Source organism: Vibrio sp. NH-7 (assembly GCF_053643215.1).
The window spans coordinates 1,761,702-1,784,027 of sequence record NZ_CM132187.1; the positions used below are offsets into that span (position 1 = coordinate 1,761,702).

At 45.9% G+C, this 22,326-nt stretch carries 21 protein-coding genes; 7 read left to right on the forward strand and 14 right to left on the reverse strand.

Features of this window, described 5'->3' with window-relative positions; all coding sequences use genetic code 11:
* Positions 1-37 precede the first annotated feature (37 nt).
* From ACUALS_RS08160 to ACUALS_RS08175, 4 genes are all read right to left on the reverse strand, one after another.
* Positions 38-1,300, reverse strand: coding sequence for an imelysin family protein (locus ACUALS_RS08160; RefSeq protein ID WP_039479609.1), 1,263 nt, complete (start codon positions 1,298-1,300; stop codon positions 38-40).
* Between the two features lie 167 nt (positions 1,301-1,467).
* Positions 1,468-2,106: a GTP cyclohydrolase II gene (locus ACUALS_RS08165; protein WP_269976915.1), complete on the reverse strand. Its 639-nt coding sequence runs from the start codon at positions 2,104-2,106 to the stop codon at positions 1,468-1,470.
* Positions 2,107-2,262: 156 nt separating this feature from the next.
* Positions 2,263-2,445: a hypothetical protein gene (locus ACUALS_RS08170; protein WP_072016669.1), complete on the reverse strand. Its 183-nt coding sequence runs from the start codon at positions 2,443-2,445 to the stop codon at positions 2,263-2,265.
* Between the two features lie 174 nt (positions 2,446-2,619).
* On the reverse strand, positions 2,620-3,591 hold the full coding sequence (locus tag ACUALS_RS08175) for a GGDEF domain-containing protein (RefSeq protein WP_334474585.1): 972 nt from the start codon (positions 3,589-3,591) through the stop codon (positions 2,620-2,622).
* A gap of 107 nt (positions 3,592-3,698) precedes the next feature.
* Here ACUALS_RS08175 and ACUALS_RS08180 point away from each other — a divergent pair, with 107 nt between their 5' ends.
* Complete coding sequence (locus ACUALS_RS08180; RefSeq protein WP_331399790.1) at positions 3,699-4,118, forward strand: BLUF domain-containing protein; 420 nt, start codon at positions 3,699-3,701, stop codon at positions 4,116-4,118.
* Between the two features lie 22 nt (positions 4,119-4,140).
* Here the strand turns inward: ACUALS_RS08180 and ACUALS_RS08185 are convergent, their stop codons facing one another.
* The 8 genes from ACUALS_RS08185 to ACUALS_RS08220 form a co-directional block, all read right to left on the reverse strand.
* The gene (locus ACUALS_RS08185; RefSeq protein ID WP_038213888.1) at positions 4,141-4,614 is read right to left on the reverse strand and encodes a DUF2947 domain-containing protein; all 474 of its coding nucleotides are present in this window, start codon (positions 4,612-4,614) and stop codon (positions 4,141-4,143) included.
* Positions 4,615-4,639: 25 nt separating this feature from the next.
* Complete coding sequence (locus ACUALS_RS08190; RefSeq protein WP_039626880.1) at positions 4,640-5,227, reverse strand: HD domain-containing protein; 588 nt, start codon at positions 5,225-5,227, stop codon at positions 4,640-4,642.
* Positions 5,224-5,805 (reverse strand): ribosomal protein S5-alanine N-acetyltransferase, encoded by a 582-nt coding sequence (gene rimJ / locus ACUALS_RS08195; RefSeq protein WP_454448135.1) that lies wholly within the window; start codon positions 5,803-5,805, stop codon positions 5,224-5,226. The genes ACUALS_RS08190 and rimJ overlap by 4 nt, the downstream gene beginning before the upstream one ends.
* Positions 5,805-7,349, reverse strand: a complete 1,545-nt coding sequence (gene tyrR, locus ACUALS_RS08200; protein WP_454448136.1) for a transcriptional regulator TyrR — start codon at positions 7,347-7,349, stop codon at positions 5,805-5,807. Before tyrR ends, rimJ begins: the two co-directional genes overlap by 1 nt.
* 100 nt (positions 7,350-7,449) lie before the next feature.
* On the reverse strand, positions 7,450-8,499 hold the full coding sequence (locus ACUALS_RS08205; protein WP_454448137.1) for a YcjF family protein: 1,050 nt from the start codon (positions 8,497-8,499) through the stop codon (positions 7,450-7,452).
* Complete coding sequence (locus ACUALS_RS08210; RefSeq protein ID WP_454448138.1) at positions 8,496-9,872, reverse strand: YcjX family protein; 1,377 nt, start codon at positions 9,870-9,872, stop codon at positions 8,496-8,498. The genes ACUALS_RS08205 and ACUALS_RS08210 overlap by 4 nt, the downstream gene beginning before the upstream one ends.
* A 116-nt stretch (positions 9,873-9,988) precedes the next feature.
* A complete protein-coding gene (locus ACUALS_RS08215; RefSeq protein WP_005471904.1) occupies positions 9,989-10,174 on the reverse strand; it encodes a hypothetical protein in 186 nt (61 codons plus the stop codon).
* A 119-nt stretch (positions 10,175-10,293) separates the two neighbouring features.
* On the reverse strand, positions 10,294-11,811 hold the full coding sequence (locus ACUALS_RS08220; RefSeq protein ID WP_454448139.1) for a fumarate hydratase: 1,518 nt from the start codon (positions 11,809-11,811) through the stop codon (positions 10,294-10,296).
* A gap of 157 nt (positions 11,812-11,968) precedes the next feature.
* On the opposite strand from ACUALS_RS08220, the gene pabB reads away from it, so the two are divergent.
* Positions 11,969-13,372 (forward strand): aminodeoxychorismate synthase component 1, encoded by a 1,404-nt coding sequence (pabB, locus tag ACUALS_RS08225; RefSeq protein WP_005472029.1) that lies wholly within the window; start codon positions 11,969-11,971, stop codon positions 13,370-13,372.
* Positions 13,373-13,385: 13 nt separating this feature from the next.
* Here pabB and ACUALS_RS08230 read toward each other — a convergent pair whose 3' ends face one another.
* Both ACUALS_RS08230 and ACUALS_RS08235 read right to left on the reverse strand, forming a co-directional pair.
* Positions 13,386-15,086, reverse strand: coding sequence for an ATP-binding protein (locus ACUALS_RS08230; RefSeq protein ID WP_454448140.1), 1,701 nt, complete (start codon positions 15,084-15,086; stop codon positions 13,386-13,388).
* 7 nt (positions 15,087-15,093) lie between these two features.
* On the reverse strand, positions 15,094-15,636 hold the full coding sequence (locus ACUALS_RS08235; RefSeq protein WP_005471937.1) for a heme NO-binding domain-containing protein: 543 nt from the start codon (positions 15,634-15,636) through the stop codon (positions 15,094-15,096).
* 84 nt (positions 15,637-15,720) lie between these two features.
* Here ACUALS_RS08235 and ACUALS_RS08240 point away from each other — a divergent pair, with 84 nt between their 5' ends.
* The 5 genes from ACUALS_RS08240 (at position 15,721) to ACUALS_RS08260 (ending at position 22,294) form a co-directional block, all read left to right on the forward strand.
* Positions 15,721-16,329 carry a CoA pyrophosphatase gene (locus ACUALS_RS08240; protein WP_322413930.1) on the forward strand — a complete coding sequence of 203 codons (609 nt, stop codon included), beginning with the start codon at positions 15,721-15,723 and terminating at the stop codon, positions 16,327-16,329.
* A gap of 290 nt (positions 16,330-16,619) precedes the next feature.
* A complete protein-coding gene (locus ACUALS_RS08245; protein ID WP_005471902.1) occupies positions 16,620-17,873 on the forward strand; it encodes an aromatic amino acid transport family protein in 1,254 nt (417 codons plus the stop codon).
* A gap of 94 nt (positions 17,874-17,967) precedes the next feature.
* On the forward strand, positions 17,968-19,329 hold the full coding sequence (locus ACUALS_RS08250) for an L-serine ammonia-lyase (RefSeq protein WP_005472109.1): 1,362 nt from the start codon (positions 17,968-17,970) through the stop codon (positions 19,327-19,329).
* 220 nt (positions 19,330-19,549) lie between these two features.
* Positions 19,550-21,157, forward strand: coding sequence for an endonuclease (locus tag ACUALS_RS08255; RefSeq protein WP_454448141.1), 1,608 nt, complete (start codon positions 19,550-19,552; stop codon positions 21,155-21,157).
* 144 nt (positions 21,158-21,301) lie between these two features.
* Positions 21,302-22,294 (forward strand): 2-hydroxyacid dehydrogenase, encoded by a 993-nt coding sequence (locus ACUALS_RS08260; protein WP_454448142.1) that lies wholly within the window; start codon positions 21,302-21,304, stop codon positions 22,292-22,294.
* Positions 22,295-22,326 lie beyond the last annotated feature (32 nt).

Here is a 22,326-nt window from a genome sequence, read left to right on the forward strand (position 1 = left end):
AGGGCTCAAAGGAGCCCTTGCATGATCAGAAATCGGATTAAAATTCGTGATCAGCCGTATCTGGGTTTAGGCTGTTAATTCCAACAATTTTTGCCGCACGCTCAATTGAAGCCGTTTGCGCAACCAGTGACATAATTGTTTCGTTCACCAGCGCGTTGCCTTTCACGTTTCCAGATGCGATAAGTTGATCGAAGAACTCACCGTTGTTTTCTGCAGATGTCACCAATTGACCGACTTGTGAACGTGTGACATCAAATTGCTTCTGGATCTCTTTTGCTGCTTGCTGGTCTTTTTGAGCAACGAGATCATTAATGCTTGGTCCCGAGAGCAATGTACCGTCCTGACGCTTGTACAAACCCGTGTAAACGTTGTAAATACCCTGCTCGTTGTAGTAGTGAGAGTTGTGCGTATTGTCAGAGAAACAATCGTGCTCGTCTTCCGTCGAGTTTGCTTCTAATGCCACTTTCATACGCTCGCCCGCAAGTTCACCAAGAGACAGTGAACCCATACCAAATAGCATTTTACGCAGGCCGTTTTCTGAAGAGTCAGAGAGTAATTCTGCGCGGTAGTTACCCTTCTCGTCCGCTGACCACTGCTTTTCCATCCATTCTAGATCTTGGATTAGCAGTTGAGCTGTCGCTTTTAGGTACTCGCCACGACGCTCACAGTTGCCGTTCGTACAGCCTTCACCCACCACAAAGTCTGTGTAAGGACGCTGACCGGCTCCCGCATTAGTACCATTTAGGTCTTGGCCCCATAGCAAGAATTCAATCGCGTGGTAGCCTGAAGCGACGTTTGCCTCAGAGCCGCCGATTTCATTCAAATCTGCAATCGCTTTTGGCGTCAGTTGTGAAACGTCCATTGTTGTAGCGCCAATTTTAAGCTGCTTATTCGCGACAATATTTGCATTTGCACCTTCGTTACCTAGCTCGTGCTGGTAATCAGTCGATACATAATCGATAAGACCTTCATCGAGCGGCCATGCATTCAACTGCCCTTCCCAATCATCCACAACTGCGTTACCAAAACGGAACACCTCAGATTGTTGATAAGGAACGCGAGAGTCTAGCCAAGCTTGTTTTACTTCTTCTAGCTTTGCAGCGGAAGGTGCTGCTAGGAAAGATTCGATAGACTTATCTAGCTTCTTTGCGGTCGTCAGTGAATCTTCAAAAACCGCATGCGCGATGTCTGCGTAATGTTCTACAACCTGTTCTTGGGTCACTTTCGCAGCAAAAACCGAGCTGCTCGCCAATACCAAAGAAGCAGCGACTGATTGCGCCAATAGAGATTTTACATTCATTGAAAAGCATCCTTGTTGAGCTTAATAATCGTTATTATTTATTAGTGCTAATTATTATCATTTGCACTACTAAGGCGCAATCATACAAATTTACAATTTTATTGCAAGAGGCATACAAAAAAGCCTCACAAAAGTGAGGCTTTTATCAACATAGATGAAACAGGGGCTTACAGCTTTAATTGGTGATTACCGTGAGACGCTTTAGCTTTCAGGTAACCTTCATTTCCATCTTTAACATGGGCTGATGTATTGACAACTTGCTCGATTTCTATGCCGTGTTCTTTAAGTTCACGAATCTTCTTCGGATTATTGGTCACCAAGCGAATTTTGTTAACGTTCAGAGCTTTTAACATCTGCGCCGCTTCAGTGAAGTCACGCAGGTCATCACCAAAGCCTAGGTGATTGTTAGCTTCGTAGGTGTTCATGCCCTGACTTTGCAATTTATACGCATCGATTTTATTGTATAAACCGATGCCACGACCTTCTTGCCTTAAGTACAAGATGATCCCGCCAGACTCACCCATACGGTTTATCGTCTCGTCGAGTTGTTCTCCACAATCACAGCGTGAAGAATGGAAGACATCGCCAGTTAAACACTCTGAGTGCATACGAACCATCGGTGCCTCTTGAGTCTGGTCTGCATGTTTAAAAATGACTGCAACGTGCTCTTTATCTGTTTTCAGTCCAGAAAACGATAACAGTTCTGCATCAATATTACTCTTGGCACCGACTTTGAAGTCGACTCTGGCTCTTACTTCCGCCATATCCCTACTCACTCGAATCTCACTTGCTTCTATTTCTATCATTCTAGAAATCTCTTATTTGTTCTAACTATGGGGACTGATACTGGATAAATCAACGATTAGTTCACTTTTGTTATAATATAACAATTTAACTTCAAGGCAATAAAAAACCCCAACATGCAACGTTTGGGGTTTGTTCAAATAGGCTCAGGGGCTGGGTCAATGATTTTGCTTTGTTTTCCACATGAAGTGCTCAATCCAAAGCGATTCTAACTCGCGTAACTCTTCTTCAGTCAGTAGCGATAAAGTGGGCTTAGTCTGCGGCTGACAATATGCCTGCAGATGGCTTATCTGAGCATAAAAATCTTTTTTTAATTGCGCTTTATTTGTATCCACAATCATCCCTGCACTTAATCTATAACTGACTAAATTGTCACTCTAAATTCCACTTGTCTAAAAAATGATAACAAATTACATAGTTTGCGCAAAAGAGAGGACCTAATTTGGGCTTAAAATCACAATTTATTTATGGGTATACGCTTTACAATTCATTCGCTTAGAGGATCTTTTTGGATCTTAGAACAGCTCCACATCACTAAATGGATCAATATCTTGATTTTGTCTGTTATCTTTTGCTAGTTCATCATAGCTACGGATCTGGTTTCGTCCTTCTGTTTTTGCTAAGTACAACGCTTTATCGGCGTAGCCTAAAATAGTCGGTAGATACTCATGGCGCGAGATTGCACACAATCCGCAACTTAGAGTGATCTGCTGAACTTGAGGAAAACGGTATTTTTCGATGTGCTTTCTGAATCCCTCCAGCTTGTCGTATGCATGGGATTGGTCTTGCTGAGGAAGTAAAACGACAAATTCTTCACCACCAAACCGAAACAACTGCTCGTTGTCGCAAAAGTAGTTCTGCATCTGCTGTGAAAACATCAGCAAAATCTCATCACCGATCATGTGACCAAATTGGTCGTTGATAGACTTGAAATGGTCTAAATCAATAATTGCCACCCACATATGCTCTCCCCCTTCACGAGGAGAGACCAGATCGAAGCTTTGCGACAACCTCTCTTCAAGTGTACGACGATTGAGTAACCCGGTTAACTTATCACGCTCACTCTCATGCAATACCACCAAATAGTTTTTGTAGATTTTTGCAAAACCATCAATAAGAAGTTGATAGTTAGAGGCATCACCATCGATATCTACAACCAGTTCAGCGGAGCTGTCATCAGAAATGGGGATGGGATAACTAATTCGAGAATGCGATTTACTTATTGTTTCGGTGGTAGGCGTTGACCTAGCATGGTCATGATATGAGTTTTTATCCAGATTCGGTTCATATACCCAATCGTAATGATGTTCTGTTTCACTTTTGGTCACTTTGGCAATAATCACCCTTGTATTGGCAATGAAATGCGTCAAACAAGCACTTTGGACTGGCATCATCTCAGTAAGTGTCGCCAAGAGACAGTGTCCTAATGAGATTGAGTTTCTCTGCTCGGTAATTTCTACAACGGAGCTCAGTATCCTATCATCCATTCGTCTGCTCTAATCGATTACTGATAACTTCAGTATAGGGCGAAAACCCTTATATGTAATTTATGGCATATACTTTATTGGACAAGCCCAATAACTGAGGAGACGGCATGTTTCTAGTGCGACTGATTTATGCGAGCACCGTCTGCGACAACTTGACGCAAAATGATATTGAAGAGCTACTCAGCATATCCAAAAAAAACAATGCTTCTGTTGGTGTGACTGGTTTACTACTGTTCAGCCAAGACTATTTTTTACAGTGCCTCGAAGGCTCACGCTCTCAAGTTAACGCGATTTACCAACATATTTTGAACGACAGGCGACACAAGAAAGTCATACTACTTGAGTATACAGAAGTTGCTGAGAGGGAGTTTGGAGAGTGGAGTATGGGTTATGTACCGAACATAGAATTGACAAGCCCAGTTAATCTGCGGTACTCGTCAAGTAAACATTTTGACCCGTACAACATGTCAGGTGAAAGCGCCCACAAGCTTCTTGTTCACCTAAGAAAAGTCGTCAATATTGCGTAAAAGCAGGCTAAGCCTGCTTTTATCATTTTCGATGACCCAGTTTGACATTACCTTTTGAGTCAAACCACAACGCTTCACTGCGTCTGCGACCAATTAGAATCGGACCATCATCGTAAAATAAAAAGTTCTTCCAATGCTTCTTGAACGTAGACCATTTGGTTTCAATCACGTTGTATTTTTCATAACAAAAGTACACTGTGACGTCGTCTTGCCAATCCAAAAACGCGAGGACTTCTTCTGGCATCGCGTCGTCATCAGACTCCCACGCCGCCATCCAATCTACGGTCTCTTTCCAGTTGGATTCTCGCATAGGCCAATCACTGGAGCTGAGGCGATCAGCGTCGGGGCTTTGAGCACTGATGTTTTCTTTCCACAGCTGTGACGCGCGGGCTTGATCCATCGGTTTAATCGCCGCGAGATCTTCCTCTGGCACAGGCATTGATTGGTGAGTGAAAATCCATTTTCTTTGGTATTGTTCCAAAGTGAGATACGACATTTATTATCCTCGTATGGCTAGCCGATTATGCTTTTAGCCAGCCTTTTTCTGTAGCTTCTTCTATCATTTGTTTTGCTTTGTCCCACAACGCTTCCGAGCCAAAGCCGATCTTTCGATTGACTGTAAGAGCCTGCTCTTTAGTCACGCCGTGTTCTAGCCAGCTCTGCCCTTGGTTGTGGTAGTTGAGCAGCATTGGAATGATTCTATCGAGCGCTTTTGCAAACTTTGCATCCGCACTTTGCCCTTGTTCAAACTCTTGCCAAATAGCCATAAGCTCTGCGCCTTGCTCCGTGGGCAACATGCCAAACATGCGTTTCGCCGCGGCAAGCTCTTTCTCTTCTTGCTCTAAAGAAGCGACGGCGTCATAAACAAAAGTGTCACCAGCATCTATCTCAACAATATCGTGCAGTAAGAGCATTTTTACCACACGCGCGATATCAACAGGCTCATTGGCATGCTCTTCCATTAAGATTGCCATTAACGCGACATGCCAACTGTGTTCGGCACTGTTTTCAAGGCGGCCTTCCGCGCTTTTAACGCGGGTTCTCCTTAGCACGGATTTGAGCTGATCTAATTCCATGAGTAACGCAAGTTGTTGCTCTAATCGATTCATTCCTTCGCCTTCCAATTGGGGTTAATTAACGAAGTGAGATTGTGGTCTTCCCACTTACCATCGATGAGTAGGTAGTCTTTGGCAAACCCTTCTCGTTTAAAACCTAAGCGGTCAAGCACTGCCTCACTGCGTTGGTTACGAGGCATATAGCTTGCCATTATGCGGTGAATGTTTTGTATTGAGAACATGTAGCGCACCGCAAGTTTCAACGCACGAGACATAACCCCTCGCCCTTGCGCACCTTGGCCTAGAGAATAGCCCACGTTGCAAGCATGAAATGGAAAACGGGAGATGTTACTAAATGAGATTGTCCCTAGCATTTCACCGCTTTCTGTATCGAGGATTAGCAAGTAGTAACCAAGCCCCATTCGATGCAGTTCGTTTAACTTGATCAATCGTTGAGTCCAACCAGACTCGGTATAAAAAGCGGGCTCGCGTTTGGGCTCCCAAGGTTTAAGATGCGATCGATTGGCAATAAAGTAATCAGAAATGAGCTTGCCATCTGTTGGCTCGGCAGTACGCACAGTCACATCGCCATCTTGTTCAAACACTTGCTGCGGTGTACTAATACGTTCCATTAGCTTTTTCTTATCCCATACTCACGCAGTTTGTTCGCAACCGAAGTATGCGAAACGTTCAAGCGCTTAGCGAGTTTACGGCTAGATGGAAACGATTGATACAATCTCTCCAGCACTTGGGATTCGTACTCTTTCATGATCTCATCTAGGGAGCCATCAAGATTAATGGATGGCAAATGAGCAGAAGAAGATTCCAACTGTGGCAAGTGGAACAGCTCCGCATCTAGCACGTCAGACTCAAGCTCTGTAAGCGCTCGCAAAACCATGTTTTCCAGTTGGCGCATGTTACCAGGCCACTGATACGTCACCAATTGATCGATAAGCGTATCGCTAAGCTCTGGTTTGCTAATTCCTAACTGTTTCACGTATTTCGCGACAAACAATTCAAGTAGTGGCGCAATGTCGTTTGAACGTTCGCGAAGAGGAGGAATGATTAATGTCAGTACGTTTAGCCGATAGAATAAATCCTCGCGGAAACTCCCCGATTCAGCGAGGTCTGCGAGATGGTGGCGAGTTGACGCAATAACACGGACATCGACATGAATTTCGTCTTCTTCTCCCACGCGGCGGAAGGTGCCATCTTGAAGCAATCGCAGCAGTTTGATTTGCAAGTGCGGACTCATCTCACCGATTTCATCCAAGAACACCGTGCCACCATTCGCCTGCTCAAAAATCCCTTTATGACCTTGGTCGTGGTTAAAAGAGCCTGGCGCATGGCCAAACAGTTCTGTTTCAGCCACATCATCCGGCATTGACGCACAGCTCAACACCAAAAACGGTTTACCCGAACGGTTTGAACGGTTGTGGCAAGCTCGAGCAAGCATCTCTTTGCCCGTGCCCGTTTCACCTTGGATGAGCAAAGGCTGATCGAGCATAGAGAGCTTTTTGGCTTGGCTGATTAGGGCTTTATGGCGGTTGGACACGCCGACAAAATGCTCAAAACCGAGATTGTTGTGCAGCGGTAAACTTTCATCAAACAGAGGCTTTTCTTGAGAAGAGCGGATCATCATTACCGCGCTCGCCAAGATGGATTCGTTGGCTTCGTCCGTAATATATACAGGCATCACATCGAGCGTGTAATCCAACCCACCAATCACAATGCTTTCACGTTGGCGAGTGCTGGTGCTCTCGCTCCATTTTGCAAAGTTAAAGCTGGGGATCAGGGTTGAAGCCGGATGGCCAATTATTTCACTCTCTTGCTGATGGAATAGACTCATCGCGGCGTGATTCGCCATGTCGACGTTGCCTTTTAGGTCTATCGCAAGGACCGGTTCTGGAAGGCTATTGAGCAAGGAGATAAGCTCCGTGTTGTGGCGCTCAATAGGCATAAACTGAATTTTTCGAACATCTTTGACACCTGAGATGCGACGGATCTCCGCCATCAACTCACTAAAGGTATCGAAATCGATATCGGGACAGTTGAGATAAATGATGCCTGAAATATCAATTTCAATGCCTCGTAAGTCGATGTTCTTTGAAGCAAGAATATCGAGCAGTTCACGAGTCAGGCCAAGCCTGTCTTCACAAAAAACTTCTAGACGCACAGATAAGTTCCTAACTAAGGTGTCACGAAAAGTTGACAGTAGTTTCCCTTAAGCCTAGATCCTCGTCAAGCAAAGCGACATCACTTGCTTCACATTCACGCTATTTGATTGTAATAGCGGCGATTTTTTCTACGATTTGTTTTCGAATCGCGCCCAGTTTGACTCGTCGTTCTTCATGCCAAGGCATAGGTCGAAGCAGTGCCATCGCTTTTAACCCTAAACGAGCGGTTAAGATTCCAACGCCAAGTCCCTGCCCAGCTCTCGCTGACACGCGCCCAGCCAAGTCCATCGACATCAGATCCATGCTGGCATCTATGGCTAACTCACTTGCTCCTGCAGCGGCCATATTGATTAAGGTCGATTTGAACAGCTGTAGCCGTGACCAATACCCTAGCTCGACACCGTAAATATCCGCTAAGCTGTCGATCATTTTGAAGTTTCGCCAAGCCACCAGCAGCATATCTGCAATCGCTAATGGGCTTATGGCGACAAGCGCCGCGGACTCAGTCGCATGTTGAGACACCACTTTAGTTGCCAACTTGTCTTGCTCTGACACCACCATCGCATCATACATATCGAGCACTTCACCATCACTGTGCGAGGGCTTCACGCTATGGAGCCAACGGTCATAACTGGGTGACTCTGCTGAAATGCCTGACTGCTTGGCAAGCGCCTCACAAAACGCCTTCCCTTTACCAATGCTATTAGCTTCGATTAGGGCTTCCGTTTGCTCTTGTACCGAAAAGTGATTGCGCAGCTTACGTAATTTCCACAACTCTTTGCCGATTGCGCCAATACCTAAACTGGCAAGAACCGATATGAATCCCGCCCATCCTAACGACAACCAGTCTGCGGTTTGAATCGACGTAACAACACTGTCAATCGCCTGCCACCCCACTAAACCAGCAAACGTTGCCAGCAGACCGCTCGCCAACCATTTCGACCCAGAGTTAGGGCGAATAATGCGTTCTAATTTTGCTTCGGCTTCGGTATCAGAATCACGCTCTTCAATCTTTGCAGGGACAAATGTTTCTTGCTCGGTGAATTGCATGTGTGCAGTGAGGTCCGGTTGAGATTGAACTGGTTCATCCACTAGAGGCTGTTCAAACACCTTCTTCTGCTTCAACTTACTGTCTGCTGGTTGGCTCATTTCAGTTTGTCTCCAATCAAATACTCAAGTGCTTTATCCATGCGAATATGCGGCAATGGCTCATCACTGAGCGATGCTTGAGGGCGAAAGGCGGTAAACTCGAACCCTTGCTGCTGCCAATACACTTTATTGGGTAACTTCTTCGGTACTTCACCAGGGAAGACCGTCATGGGCTGCTCTTCCAGCGTCACTCCTTGAATCGCAGGCACCGCCTGATCGCCCTGACCAATAAAGCCCGTTTGAGTGGCTTGGATAGAGGCCATAGTCATACAACTCATTTCAATGTTTTCAAACGACGCGTTTTGCCACGCTGGATGTACCATTTGCTGCAACAACGACACCAAATTTGGGTGTTGTTCGGGGGTCACATGATCCGCTTTTGTTGCCGCGAATAGCACTTTATCAATCCGTGGTGAAAACAGACGCTTTAATAAATTACTCCTGCCGTACTTAAAGCTATTCATGATTTGTTCCAGCGCGTCTCGCATATCATGGAACGATTCGTAACCGGAGTTGAGTGGTTGTAAGCAATCCACCAGAACGATTTGGCGATCAAACGTTGAGAAATGATGCTTATAAAAGGCTTTCACTACTTTCTGCTGATACTCGTGATAGCGCGCTTGAAGCATGGCTAAATTGGACGTTTTCTCAACCTTTTTCCCTTCTTCATACCTCACTGGGAAAAACTGCAACACTGGCGCGCCGTCAAGTTCTCCGGGCAATACAAAGCGTCCCGGTTGAACCCAATGAAGTCCACTCTCTTTGCACGCGTATAGATAGTCGGTATAGGTTTGAGCGATCTCCGCCAGTTGTTTTTCATCGAGGTCCGAATCGACATCAAACTGAGAGAGCTTCTCTAGCCAAGGCGCCGCTAATTCCTGGCGAACACCTTTTAGTGCATCAAATTGACTGTTAGACCATTGCTCAAAATCCATATCCAAAAGTGGCAGGTCGAGCAACCACTCCCCTGGGTAATCAATAATATCGATGTGCAAGGTCGCTGTGCTATTGAACAGTTTCTTGGTTTTTTTCTTAGGTTTGTACTTTAACGCTAAGCGTATCTCGCTGACATCTCGCGTTGGTTTTGGCCACTGAGGAGGCTCACTGTGAAGGGACTCGATGGCTTCATCGTAACCAAACCTTGGCACCAACATATTAGATTGGGGCTCACGTTTGGCTCCGACAAGGCGTTTGTCTCTCGCCGCAGAGAGTAGCGGCAAGTTATCGTGAGTTGAGGTATGAAGAAGCTGATTAACCAAAGAGCTAATAAACGCGGTCTTGCCTGCTCTGGATAATCCGGTCACCGCAATACGGACATGTGAGTCAACGCTGCGATGGATTAAATCATTCACTTCTTGAGTAATGCTCTTCATTCAACTTCTCTTATTTAACTATTCGCACTCATCATACTGGCTCCAATCTTAATCAAAGATGAACAAAAAAGCCCTCGATATGCATCAAGGGCTTTAATAAAACTAGGGCGTGATATCTAATCGTCTTCAATGAGCTTGTAAATCACAAATAGTGCGATTTCGAGAAGGGCAAACAGCACGCATGTGATGGTCACGTATTTTTCATCGAATATGCTGATGCCGTGCAAAATGATGTCGTAGCCGACAAAGAAACCGACGACAGCCGCGATGACTAGCTGAAGAATTTGAATAAAACGAGGCATTTTCGCTCCTGACGTATTTGTTTACAATTTGTAGTATATAGACAAAAGGTGCAGTTTTACCCACACCTTTGTCAAATCTTTGCGAGAATCTCTTGCTAAATCAGCAATTTCTCACAAGCTTAACTTTCCATCTCTTGGATTTTTACTTTCCAAGTATCAGGGCCAATTTGGTGAGCGTTGGCGCCATTGGAGTCAACGGCTACGGTTACTGGCATATCTTCGACTTCAAATTCATAAATCGCTTCCATACCGAGATCTTCGAACGCCACCACGCGCGCTTTCTTAATCGCTTTAGCAACCAAATAAGCCGCTCCGCCGACCGCCATCAAGTAGACCGCTTTGTGCTTTTTAATCGACTCAACGGTAGCAGGTCCGCGCTCCGCTTTACCGATCATGCCCATGATGCCTGTCTCTTCAAGCATCATGTCGGTGAACTTATCCATACGAGTAGAGGTGGTTGGACCCGCAGGACCCACGGCTTCATCCCCGACTGCGTCAACAGGGCCGACGTAGTAGATAAACTTGCCTTTAAAATCGACACCTTCTGGCAAGCCTTCGCCATTTTGTAGCATGGTTTGAATACGTTTATGAGCCGCGTCACGACCAGTGAGGATCTTACCTGAAAGCAGAACCGTTTCGCCGGTCTTCCATTGCTCCACATCCGCTTGTGTTACTTCATTGAGGTTAACTCGGCGAGTGTTCTCCCCCGCTTCCCACGTAATGTCTGGCCACTCTTCCAATTTTGGTGGAGTTAAGTCCGCAGGGCCTGTGCCATCTAACGTGAAGTGTACATGGCGAGTAGCCGCACAGTTCGGGATCAAACACACGGGTTTAGACGCAGCGTGTGTAGGCGCAGTTTTGATTTTAACGTCAACAACGGTTGTCAAACCGCCAAGACCTTGAGCGCCGATACCGAGCTTGTTAACACGGTTAAAGATATCTAAACGCAGTTCTTCTTCTGCGTTTTGCGGGCCGCGTTCGATCAGCTCTTGAATATCGATGTGTTCCATCAGTGATTCTTTCGCCAGTACTGCCGCTTTCTCAGCGGTGCCGCCAATACCGATTCCCAACATGCCCGGTGGACACCAGCCTGCGCCCATCGTCGGCAGTGTTTTCTCTACCCATTCAGCAATATCGTCAGACGGGTTTAGCATGACCATTTTCGTTTTGTTTTCGCTACCGCCGCCTTTTGCCGCGATCTGAATTTCTACTTTGTTGCCCGGCACCATATTGATGTGAACAACCGCAGGAGTGTTGTCTTTGGTATTGATTCGCTTGCCCGCAGGATCCATCAATACCGATGCACGTAGTGGGTTATCTGGGTTGGTGTACGCTTGACGAACACCTTCATCAACCATTTGCTGCACCGTAAGATCGGTAGAATCCCATTGGACGCCCATGCCCACATTGACGAAACAGGTGACGATACCTGTGTCCTGACAGATTGGGCGATGGCCTTCTGCAGACATGCGAGAGTTAATCAGAATTTGAGCAATCGCGTCTTTCGCCGCTTGGCTCTCTTCTTTGTGATAGGCTTTTTCCAGGGCTTGAACAAAGTCTAGAGGGTGGTAGTAAGAAATGTACTGAAGTGCATCAGCAACACTGCTGATCACGTCTTGCTGGCGAATAACCGTCATTGCGTGCCTCTTTATCGTTATGCTTCCTTTTCATCCATCTACTCAAACGTTTGCCTATTAGGCGATTGACTCAGGCTGACTGCGCCTTTTTATTATTAAACGTCATGAGTAGCGGCGTTGGTTAGCATTATGATACTCTTGCTTTCCCTCTGTTACCATGCAGCGAACGATCTCTTTGTCACAAATTAAACAAATGAATAACAACGCGCCAAATTGCTTAGAAATCAAGCCGATTAAATACCAAAATGATCTTGCCAAACAGCTTTTTGACTCCATTGAGCACCTGCCATGGGCCATGTTGTTAAGGTCGCCATCCCGCACGCATATCGACAGTCGCTTCGACATTTTGGTCGCCCAACCTATCGCGACATTGACCACCAATGGCGAGCACACGTTAGTCAAAAATCCTGACGGTCAATCCACATCGTCAAGTGACCCATTTGACCTCCTGCAAGCAGAGCAAACTCGCTGGCTTAGCGACATCCACTACGAGGGTGATTTGCCCTTTGTCGGCGGCGCTCTGGGGTATTTTTCTTATGATCTTGGCCGACGCGTTGAGAAACTGCCAGAGCTAGCCAAGAAAGACCTCGATACGCCCGATATGGCGGTCGGCTTGTATGAGTGGGCCGTGATTGTTGATCACAACCAACAAAGCGCCGCTATCGTTGGAGTCAATGTTGAGAGACATTACCACTGGTTGTTAAGCCAAACTCCCATGCCATCGGATAACTTCGCGCTCAACTCATCGTGGCAATCAAACATGACCAAATCTGAATACAGTCAAAAGTTTGCCAAAGTGCAGGAGTATTTGCTCTCTGGCGATTGTTATCAGATTAACCTTGCTCAGCGTTTTGTGGCGGAGTATCAAGGCAGTGAGTGGCAGGCGTATCAGAAACTCGAAGCGGTTAACCAAGGCCCTTTCTCTGCGTTTATCCGCACAGAGCAAGGGGCGATTTTGAGTGTCTCTCCGGAGCGTTTCTTAGAAGTCAAAGACAGAGTCATTGAAACCAAACCGATTAAGGGAACGCGTCCTCGCTCTGATTGCCCACAGCAAGACGAACAATCTGCGCTCGACCTAGCCAGCGCGGAAAAAGATCAAGCTGAAAACTTGATGATTGTTGATCTGCTGAGAAATGATGTAGGTCGCGTGGCAAAACCTGGAACGGTTCACGTGCCGAAACTTTTCGATATTGAGAGCTTCCCTGCCGTTCACCATTTAGTGAGTACGATTCGGGCAGAGTTGGACAGCCAATATGCCCCAGCCGATCTGCTTAGAGCAAGTTTCCCGGGTGGTTCAATTACTGGTGCTCCAAAAATTCGTGCCATGGAAATCATCGAAGAGCTCGAGCCTCATCGACGAAGTGCGTATTGTGGCAGTATTGGCTATATCAGCCGTCACGGAAGAATGGACACCAGCATTACCATTCGCACCTTAGTGGCCGAACAGGGTAAGCTACACGTTTGGGCTGGTGGCGGCTTGGTTGCCGACAGTCAGTGTGAGTCAGAGTACCAAGAAACATTAGATAAGCTGAGTCGAATTCTGCCAACACTTGCTCAATAGTAAAAAGTGGGTGCTAAACCCACTTTTCTAGCATCAGCCTTAAGTCTTGCGCGGTGTATGGCTTGGTCAAAATATCATTCATGCCGCTGACAATGCACTTCTCACGTTCTTCCAACGTAGTACCCGCGGTCAGGGCAATGATCGGCAGTGTGTAGTTCTGCTCTCGCAAATAGCGCGTCGCTTCAAACCCATCCATTTCTGGCATTCGACAATCCATAAAGATTAAATCGTATTGATGGTCACTGGCTGCTTTGATCGCTTCAATGCCATTGGTAGCAATGTCGGGTTGAATGGAAAGTTTTTTCAGCATCTGATTGATGATCACTTGGTTCATTCGGATGTCATCCACCACCAAGATTGAGAGCTGTTCGAGTAATGTCGTCGTATCATTTCCACCTGGACGAGCATACTCGGTATCAATCTCTTCTTCTCCAACAACTAACGGAATTGTCACCGTAAATGTACTCCCACTGCCTTTGGCACTATGGACATGAATATGCCCGCTCATTAGCTCGACAAGGTTTTTACAGATGGCTAAACCTAGCCCTGTCCCTTCGAAGTGACGCGTCGCCGTACGGTCAACTTGAACAAAGGGGTCAAACAGTGTCGATAAATCCTCCTGCGCAATACCGATACCGGTATCCTCCACAGTCATCGTCAACTGATCATGTTTCCACTGCGTTGTAACAGATACAGAGCCTTGACGCGTGAACTTAACCGCGTTGCCAACCAAATTCACCATAACTTGGCATATTCGCTCAAAGTCTCCAATTAGGATTGGTGGAATAGGCGTCGATTCTTTGATGCGAAAGTCGACGCCCTTTTCAATCGCCTTCGACTGAAAAATGCCATTTAGCATCTGCTTAACAGAGGCCCACTCGAATCGGCTGGGTATCAGCTCCATCATACCTGCGCTGATCTTACTGAAATCAAGAATGTCGTTGATGATCAAACGAAGCAAATCCCCCGAATAGACGAGATTATTTAACAGGGTCGACTGTTCATCGTTTAGCTGCGTTTCGGCAAGCAACTCGGCGCTGCCTAGCAAGCCATTGAGAGGCGTACGTAGCTCGTGGTTGATCATGGCAACAAACTCTTTGGTTGCCTTCTCCGACTCTTCTGCACGCGCTCGGGCTTTTTGGTTGCTGGTAATGATCAACTGACGGCTTATCGCACTGCAGAGCAAGTCAGCAACGAGCGTTATTTGGCTCACCACAAAGTCTCGGTCGACGTCGACGTCATTGAGAACCACGCTCAGTTCACCAACCGTTTTGTAATCCACTTCAAGTGGCAATCTGAGCTGATTTGCCTCCCAAACAGCGTAAGGCTTCACTTGGCCAATCTGGCGCACTTCGGTGACGTTGAAGCGATCCGCAACAAGTGTAGGCACCAGTTTAGGTAGCAAAAATAGCTCTGCGTGACTGAGCGCCGATGAATGTTTCAAACGCTCCAATAACGACGAAACCAGTCCATCGTCCAGATTGCGACTCAAAAATGCGCGTCCAAAATAAATCAATCCCTCGCTTATCTGTTGTTCAAACTCGAGCTTTTGCAGTCCATCGCGATTTTGCTTTTTTAACTGACTCAACGCCAAGGTAAGCTGTTGGTTCGCTTCAAACAGCTCTAAACTCTTTTGTTCTAATAGTTGCTCCGCGGCTTTGCGCGAAGCTGTCTCCCGAGCGAGTTTACGCTCCAGCGCAGAATTACTACTCATTGAATCGTCACTCTACCAGCACCACTTTAAAGCGTACGTTACTGCCATCTTCAACCTGAGGAACCATCTCAACATTTATCGATTGCTCAAAGTGCGCCGCACACCCTTCTAACAATCCCAAACAAACATGCGCCATACATCGCGCGCTGCGATAGTCAAACTCCATCTCTGTCTCAGATTCTGAAATAAAGTCAAATCTGGGCGGATTGGCGTCTTGATACAATTTTTTCACTTCAGTGTGAATGTAATCTTCGACCAAGCGAATGAATTGAAACGTCGACTGGCAGTTTTCAAGGCTACTCGATTTGGGCAGCGAACTATAAAGATTGTTAAAGACGCTTTGGCCAAAAACCCGTTGAAGGTCCTCGGCCGGTATCCCTGTCTTCTTACTCAGCATCACCACAAGTTGAACCAACTTTCGGTGATCGTAACTGCCTACCGAAGTATAGACACCATCATCCCCTGCACTCTCTAAGATGTCATCAAGTGTGTCCAAACCGAACTTGGCTTCAACCAAATCAATAAACTCAGTAAAGATAATTCCTTTCATAATTTGAGCTATCCTTGCACTATATGGTGAATTAAAAGCATGAGCTAAAAAAAACGGATTATCAAATTAAGACATGGAGTTATCGTGTTATCGGAATTCAACAAAAGCCAACTGATTCAAAACTTTCAGTTACACCAAACCGTCAACTATCACCAAGAAGCGATCAAACGCGTCGCTCACCTGCAAAATCAACCGCTACGCAAGGCATCTGTCCTGATTGGTTTCGTTGAACGCAATCAAGAGTTGAATGTCATTTTCACCAAGCGGGCTAAACATCTTAAACATCATCCAGGACAAGTCAGTTTCCCCGGCGGAAAACATGAGAATGACGATCATAGCTTAGCTCACACAGCGCTTAGAGAGACATTCGAAGAGGTTGGTATTCGTCACAGCGAGATCGATATATTCGGCCAAATGCCAGAACTCGTGACGATCAGTAAGTTCAGTGTGACGCCATTTCTCGCGTTTGTGGACGAGAACTATCAGAGCGTCATTGATCCAAATGAAGTTGACGAGGTTTTTGAAGTCCCCGCCAAGGTGGTGCTGGACAGAAGACAACTGAAAAGCCAACAATTCCAATTTGCCAATCATTCACACCGTGTGTTTGGACTCTCTTACAAACAGCACTTTATTTGGGGGATGACAGCGCAAATCATTCAAGCAATGCAAAAGCACATTATGCATCAATATTAATAGAATAATATATCGAGCAACATTTGTTCATATTAGTTTAATTATTTATCAATAGCGCAAACGTTTTCCTGCAAACTACGCCTAACTTTTTTGCTACAACATTAGAAAAACTAATTTCACGGATTAGCATAAATCACTAGTAGCACGGCATTTTCGTGACCAAAAACTCCTTTTTGACATATCATGTTATAACTCCAATCAATTCATGATTTAGATCTATTTTTTGTGCAAGATTTTTATGCAAAATTGCACCCGACTTATTTCCTGTTCCCAAAAATGAGTATCACAAAATGAATACTAATACTTCTGCGGTTTCTTCCGCACAATCTCCTAGTAAGTTTACTTACAAGGATTTCACCTGGTGTCTGTCACTTTTCGGTACTGCGGTAGGTGCTGGCGTACTTTTCCTTCCAATTAAAGCAGGTGCTGGCGGTTTCTGGCCATTAGTTATCCTTGCTCTAATCGCGGCACCAATGACTTGGTTCGCACACAAATCTCTTGCTCGTTTCGTACTTTCTGCAAAAAATCCTGAAGCTGACATCACTGATACTGTTGAAGAACACTTTGGTAAGACTGGCGCAAACCTTATTACTTTTGCTTACTTTTTCGCTATCTACCCTATCGTTCTTATCTACGGTGTTGGTATCACAAACACGGTTGACTCGTTCCTAGTAAACCAAATGGGTATGGAATCCATCCCACGCTGGCTACTGTCTGGTGCGCTGATCGCTGCGATGACTGCCGGTGTTGTGTTTGGTAAAGAGCTTATGCTGAAAGCGACATCTGCACTGGTTTACCCACTAGTGTTCATCCTACTTGCGCTTTCTTTCTACCTAATCCCTGATTGGAACAGCTCAATGATGTCTGTTGCACCAGACTGGTCTTCTATGCCATCTGTAGTTTGGCTAGCAATTCCAATCATTGTGTTCTCTTTCAACCACAGCCCAGTTATCTCTCAGTTCTCTAAAGAGCAACGTCGTGTACACGGTGACAACGCAGTTCAGAAAACTGACGCTATCACTGGTGGCGCAGCAATGATGCTAATGGGCTTCGTAATGTTCTTCGTATTCTCTGTGGTACTTTCACTGTCTCCAGAGCAGCTTGCAATGGCTAAAGAGCAAAACATCTCTGTTCTTTCTTACCTAGCGAACGTTCACGAATCTCCACTTATCTCTTACATGGGTCCACTCGTTGCTTTCGCAGCAATCACTTCAAGCTACTTCGGTCACTTCCTAGGTGCGCACGAAGGTCTAGTTGGTCTAGTGAAATCTCGCTCTGAAACGCCAGTAAACAAGATTGAAAAAGCATCACTGATCTTCATCGTTGTAACGACTTGGATTGTAGCTATCGTTAACCCAAGTATCCTAGGCATGATTGAAACAATGGGCGCACCAATGATTGCGGCTATCTTGTTCCTAATGCCTGTATTCGCAATGCAAAAAGTACCAGCGATGGCGAAGTACAAAACTTCTACACCTGTACAGATTTTCACAGCTCTTTGTGGTATTGCGGCCATTACTTCTGTAATCTACGGCGCTCTTTAATCCAGTCACTTTTTTAAAGTCTGATTAAACCAAGAATATAACGATAATAATAAGCCTCCCTCCCCCTGGGAGGCTTAGTTTTGAGGTAATCGATATGATTAGTGTTTTTGACATCTATAAGATCGGCGTTGGTCCTTCAAGCTCACACACTGTAGGCCCAATGAAAGCGGGTAAAGAATTTATTGATGATTTACGTTCAATGGGAAAATTGCGCGACATCACTAAAATTACCGTTGACGTTTATGGATCACTATCACTGACAGGGAAAGGTCACCACACAGATATCGCAATCATCATGGGTCTTGCTGGCAATACTCCTGAGAAAGTGGATATCGACTCTATTCCGGGCTTTATCGCTCGCGTAGAAGAAACTGAGCGCCTTCCTGTTGGCATGCACTGTCACACAGTATCGTTCCCGAAAGAAGGTGGTATGAACTTCCATACTACTAACCTTGAGCTTCACGAAAACGGCATGCAGATCCACGCTTGGATCAATGACGAAAAAGTGTACTCAAAGACCTATTACTCTATCGGCGGTGGTTTCATCGTTGATGAAGAAAACTTCGGTAAAGAAGAAGAGAACCCAGTGAAAGCCCCTTACGAGTTCACAACAGCGGAAGAGCTAGTGAATCAATGTAAGGAAAGCGGTCTTTCTATCAGTACGCTAGTGATGAAAAACCAAGCAGCGATGCACTCTGATGAAGAGTCTCGTACGTACTTTGCTAACATCTGGAAAACCATGCGTGAATGTATGGATCGCGGTATGAATACTGAAGGTATTCTGCCTGGTCCACTGCGTGTGCCTCGTCGTGCGGCAGCGCTTCGTCAGCAGCTTCTAACGTCTGAGAAAACAACCAACGATCCTATGTCGGTTGTAGACTGGGTAAACATGTTCGCTTTCGCTGTTAACGAAGAGAACGCAGCAGGTGGTCGCGTTGTAACGGCACCAACTAACGGTGCATGTGGCATCATCCCTGCGGTACTGGCTTACTACGATAAGTTCATCCAAACCGTGACTGAGAAAGACTACATCCGTTACTTTGCGGCTTCAGGCGCAATCGGTGGTCTGTACAAGCGTAACGCGTCTATCTCTGGCGCTGAAGTAGGCTGCCAGGGTGAAGTTGGCGTGGCATGTTCTATGGCGGCAGCGGGCCTTGCTGAGCTTATGGGTGGTAGCCCAGAGCAAGTTTGTATGGCCGCTGAAATTGCAATGGAGCACAACCTAGGTCTAACTTGTGACCCAGTTGCAGGTCAGGTTCAGGTTCCATGTATCGAGCGCAACGGTATTGCTGCTGTAAAAGCGATCAACTCGACTCGTATGGCACTGCGTCGTTCGTCTGCGCCTACCGTTTCTCTAGATAAGGTTATCGAAACCATGCTAGAGACAGGTAAAGACATGAACGCGAAATACCGTGAGACGTCTCAAGGCGGCTTAGCCGTTAAAGTTATCTGCTAATTATCCGTCATATCTGGATATTCAAGGGAGTGCATTGCACTCCTTTTTTTGTTCTAGCGGTGACGTTTTAGTTGGTTATTACGCTTGTTGATTGTGAGATCTTCAGCATAAATCTATGAAAACTATCAGTAGCGATCATGCTAACTGAGAGTTCTATCAAATTCATTCATCAATCAAATCACTATCTTGTTATCGATTTATTAATCCAATGAGAAAAACGATGACAACAAAAACAATAAACCTAACCTTACTCGCGGTACTTTGCTCTCCGATTGCTACCGCTCAAATCCAAAACGGTGACTTCGAGCAGTGGAACGGAAACACCCCAGAAAGCTGGTCAACCATTGATTCAGGGATAAGTTTGGCGCCTGCCAACGATCAAATCCAAACAGGAGGTTTGTCTGCAAAGGTTACGGTCAATACCGCAACCCAGAGTAACACCGACCTACTGCAAACCATCTCAGTCGAACAAGGAAAAAGCTACCCTATCTCTGTTTCGGTTTTCCATACCGAAGGCAAAGTAAAAGCGCGCTTGTTTGTTGATGGCTACCAAGGCTACTCAGATCCAAGTAAGACCAATCAATGGCAAGCGTTAACCCATAGTTATACCGCGACCAGCACTAAGACGATTCAAGTGGGCGTGCGCTTTTACGACATCACCGGCTTCGACGGCTCAGAAGTGGTTTACTTAGATAACTTTCAACCCACTCAGAGTAGCGAGCCTCCAGCACCAAGTTGCGAGCACAACGCTGTTCAGCTCTCGCTCACAACCGATCAGTACGGTTCGGAAACCAGTTGGGAGATCAAAAACAGCAGTGGCAATACTGCCGCTTCTGAATCTGGATATGAGAGTTCAACGTCATACAGCAAATCTCTTTGCTTAGCGGATGGCGACTACCAATTTACCATTAACGATAGTTACGGTGATGGTATCTGCTGTGGCTCAGGTAATGGCTCGTACGCACTCACGTTTAATAACCAAACTTTGGCATCTGGCGGCGAATTTACCTACAACGAGACTCACGCCTTTTCGCTTGGTGAAACAACGCCGCCTGTGACCGATGGCTACTACCAAGACGCCTCTGGAAAAACGGGATTTGCGTTGAAGACTGCGCTATACAACATCATCAACAACCACCAATCTCAAGGCTACAGTGCGATTTGGACGCTAGTGAAAGACGCAGACATTGATAACTACTACGACAAAGATGGCTCGATTCTCGATGTTTATTCAGAAAAACCTGAAACTAGTGACGCGACTCGCTTTATCAAAGTGACTGATCAATGTGGTCAATACAGCAAAGAAGGCGACTGCTACAACCGTGAACACTCATTCCCGAAAAGCTGGTTTGGCGGCAAAGTAGAGCCAATGAACTCTGATGGTCACCACCTGTTTGCAACCGATGGCTACGTCAATGCCAAACGCAGCAGTTGGCCTTTCGGTGAAGTGGGCTCCAGCACATACGTCTCTAGCAACGGTTCTAAACTGGGCAGTGCGGCGTCTAGTCTAGGTTACAATGGCACTGTATTTGAGCCCGTTGACGAGTTCAAAGGTGACTTGGCCCGAGCTTACTTTTACATGGCGACTCGTTATGAAAACGTGATTGCTAATTGGGAGCAAAACAGCGCCAACTCAGATGCGGTTCTTGATGGCACCAACACCACAGTATTCGAACCTTGGCTGCTAACGATGCTTAAACGCTGGCACAAAGAGGATCCTGTATCGCTGAAAGAGCGCGAGCGCAATCAAGCCGTGTTTGACTTCCAAGGCAATCGCAATCCATTTATCGATCATCCTGAATTTGTCACGCAAATTTGGGGTAATTAATTACCATCAAACAAAATAGGCGCACAAATCGTGCGCCTTACTCTTCTTTATTGAAATATAACCCTACGCTATTTGACGTTTTTATTTAGTGTGTTCTGTGTCACATTTAGATATCGATATTCGTTATCATCTTGTGAGGCTCTCATGCTTAATATTGCGTTCTTCAGCACCAAAAACTACGACGAAAAATCATTCAATCAAGCCAAAAGACACTCCGACGTTGAGTTCCACTTTCATGACTTCCGTCTCAATGAGAAAACAGCCCAGATGGCCGCTGGATGTGACGTAGTTTGTGCCTTTGTTAACGATAACTTATCTCGTCCGGTTCTCGAAAAGCTCGCGACAATCGGTGTAAAAATGATTGCGATGCGTTGCGCTGGATTTGACAAAGTCGACCTTGAAGCAGCTAAAGAGCTTGGCTTGCAAGTCGTTCGCGTCCCTGCTTATTCTCCTGAAGCGGTCGCAGAACATACAGTCGGTATGATGATGTGTCTTAACCGCCGTTTACATAAAGCGTACCAGCGTACCCGAGATGCAAACTTCTCCTTGGATGGCTTAGTGGGGTTTAATTTCCATGGTAAAACCATTGGCGTGATTGGATCAGGTAAAATTGGTGTGGCAGCGATGCGCATCTTCAAAGGCTTAGGCATGAATATCCTGTGCTATGACCCTTTCGAAAACCCGAATGCTCTTGAGCTTGGGGCGCAGTACTGCTCACTCGATGAGCTCTACTCTCAGGCTGACATAATCTCGTTACACTGCCCTCTTACCGAAGAAAACAAACATCTTCTCAACGAGCAAGCGTTCAACAAAATGAAAGATGGCGTAATGATCATCAATACCAGTCGCGGCAAGCTGTTAGACTCAGTTGCTGCTATCGAGGCGCTAAAGAAAGGGAAAATTGGCTCACTGGGATTGGACGTGTATGACAATGAAAAAGATCTGTTCTTCCAAGACAAATCGAACGACATCATTGTCGACGATGTATTTCGTCGCTTGTCCGCCTGTCACAACGTCTTGTTCACGGGTCATCAAGCCTTTTTGACCAACGAAGCGCTACACAACATTGCCACCACAACGCTCGATAGCATCGACAAGTTTTTCGCCGGTGAAAAATCAGGCAATGAGCTGATCTGAGTAACCCGTTAAAACAAAAAGAGTCGCGAACC

Excerpts from the sequence above, each read along its gene's own strand:
- ACUALS_RS08160 (WP_039479609.1), bottom strand. The coding sequence starts at position 1,300 with ATGAATGTAAAATCTCTATTGGCGCAATCAGTCGCTGCTTCTTTGGTA.
- ACUALS_RS08165 (WP_269976915.1), bottom strand. The coding sequence starts at position 2,106 with ATGATAGAAATAGAAGCAAGTGAGATTCGAGTGAGTAGGGATATGGCG.
- ACUALS_RS08170 (WP_072016669.1), bottom strand. The coding sequence starts at position 2,445 with ATGATTGTGGATACAAATAAAGCGCAATTAAAAAAAGATTTTTATGCT.
- ACUALS_RS08175 (WP_334474585.1), bottom strand. The coding sequence starts at position 3,591 with ATGGATGATAGGATACTGAGCTCCGTTGTAGAAATTACCGAGCAGAGA.
- ACUALS_RS08180 (WP_331399790.1), top strand. The coding sequence starts at position 3,699 with ATGTTTCTAGTGCGACTGATTTATGCGAGCACCGTCTGCGACAACTTG.
- ACUALS_RS08185 (WP_038213888.1), bottom strand. The coding sequence starts at position 4,614 with ATGTCGTATCTCACTTTGGAACAATACCAAAGAAAATGGATTTTCACT.
- ACUALS_RS08190 (WP_039626880.1), bottom strand. The coding sequence starts at position 5,227 with ATGAATCGATTAGAGCAACAACTTGCGTTACTCATGGAATTAGATCAG.
- rimJ (WP_454448135.1), bottom strand. The coding sequence starts at position 5,805 with ATGGAACGTATTAGTACACCGCAGCAAGTGTTTGAACAAGATGGCGAT.
- ACUALS_RS08205 (WP_454448137.1), bottom strand. The coding sequence starts at position 8,499 with ATGAGCCAACCAGCAGACAGTAAGTTGAAGCAGAAGAAGGTGTTTGAA.
- ACUALS_RS08210 (WP_454448138.1), bottom strand. The coding sequence starts at position 9,872 with ATGAAGAGCATTACTCAAGAAGTGAATGATTTAATCCATCGCAGCGTT.
- ACUALS_RS08215 (WP_005471904.1), bottom strand. The coding sequence starts at position 10,174 with ATGCCTCGTTTTATTCAAATTCTTCAGCTAGTCATCGCGGCTGTCGTC.
- ACUALS_RS08220 (WP_454448139.1), bottom strand. The coding sequence starts at position 11,811 with ATGACGGTTATTCGCCAGCAAGACGTGATCAGCAGTGTTGCTGATGCA.
- pabB (WP_005472029.1), top strand. The coding sequence starts at position 11,969 with ATGCAGCGAACGATCTCTTTGTCACAAATTAAACAAATGAATAACAAC.
- ACUALS_RS08230 (WP_454448140.1), bottom strand. The coding sequence starts at position 15,086 with ATGAGTAGTAATTCTGCGCTGGAGCGTAAACTCGCTCGGGAGACAGCT.
- ACUALS_RS08235 (WP_005471937.1), bottom strand. The coding sequence starts at position 15,636 with ATGAAAGGAATTATCTTTACTGAGTTTATTGATTTGGTTGAAGCCAAG.
- ACUALS_RS08245 (WP_005471902.1), top strand. The coding sequence starts at position 16,620 with ATGAATACTAATACTTCTGCGGTTTCTTCCGCACAATCTCCTAGTAAG.
- ACUALS_RS08250 (WP_005472109.1), top strand. The coding sequence starts at position 17,968 with ATGATTAGTGTTTTTGACATCTATAAGATCGGCGTTGGTCCTTCAAGC.
- ACUALS_RS08255 (WP_454448141.1), top strand. The coding sequence starts at position 19,550 with ATGACAACAAAAACAATAAACCTAACCTTACTCGCGGTACTTTGCTCT.
- ACUALS_RS08260 (WP_454448142.1), top strand. The coding sequence starts at position 21,302 with ATGCTTAATATTGCGTTCTTCAGCACCAAAAACTACGACGAAAAATCA.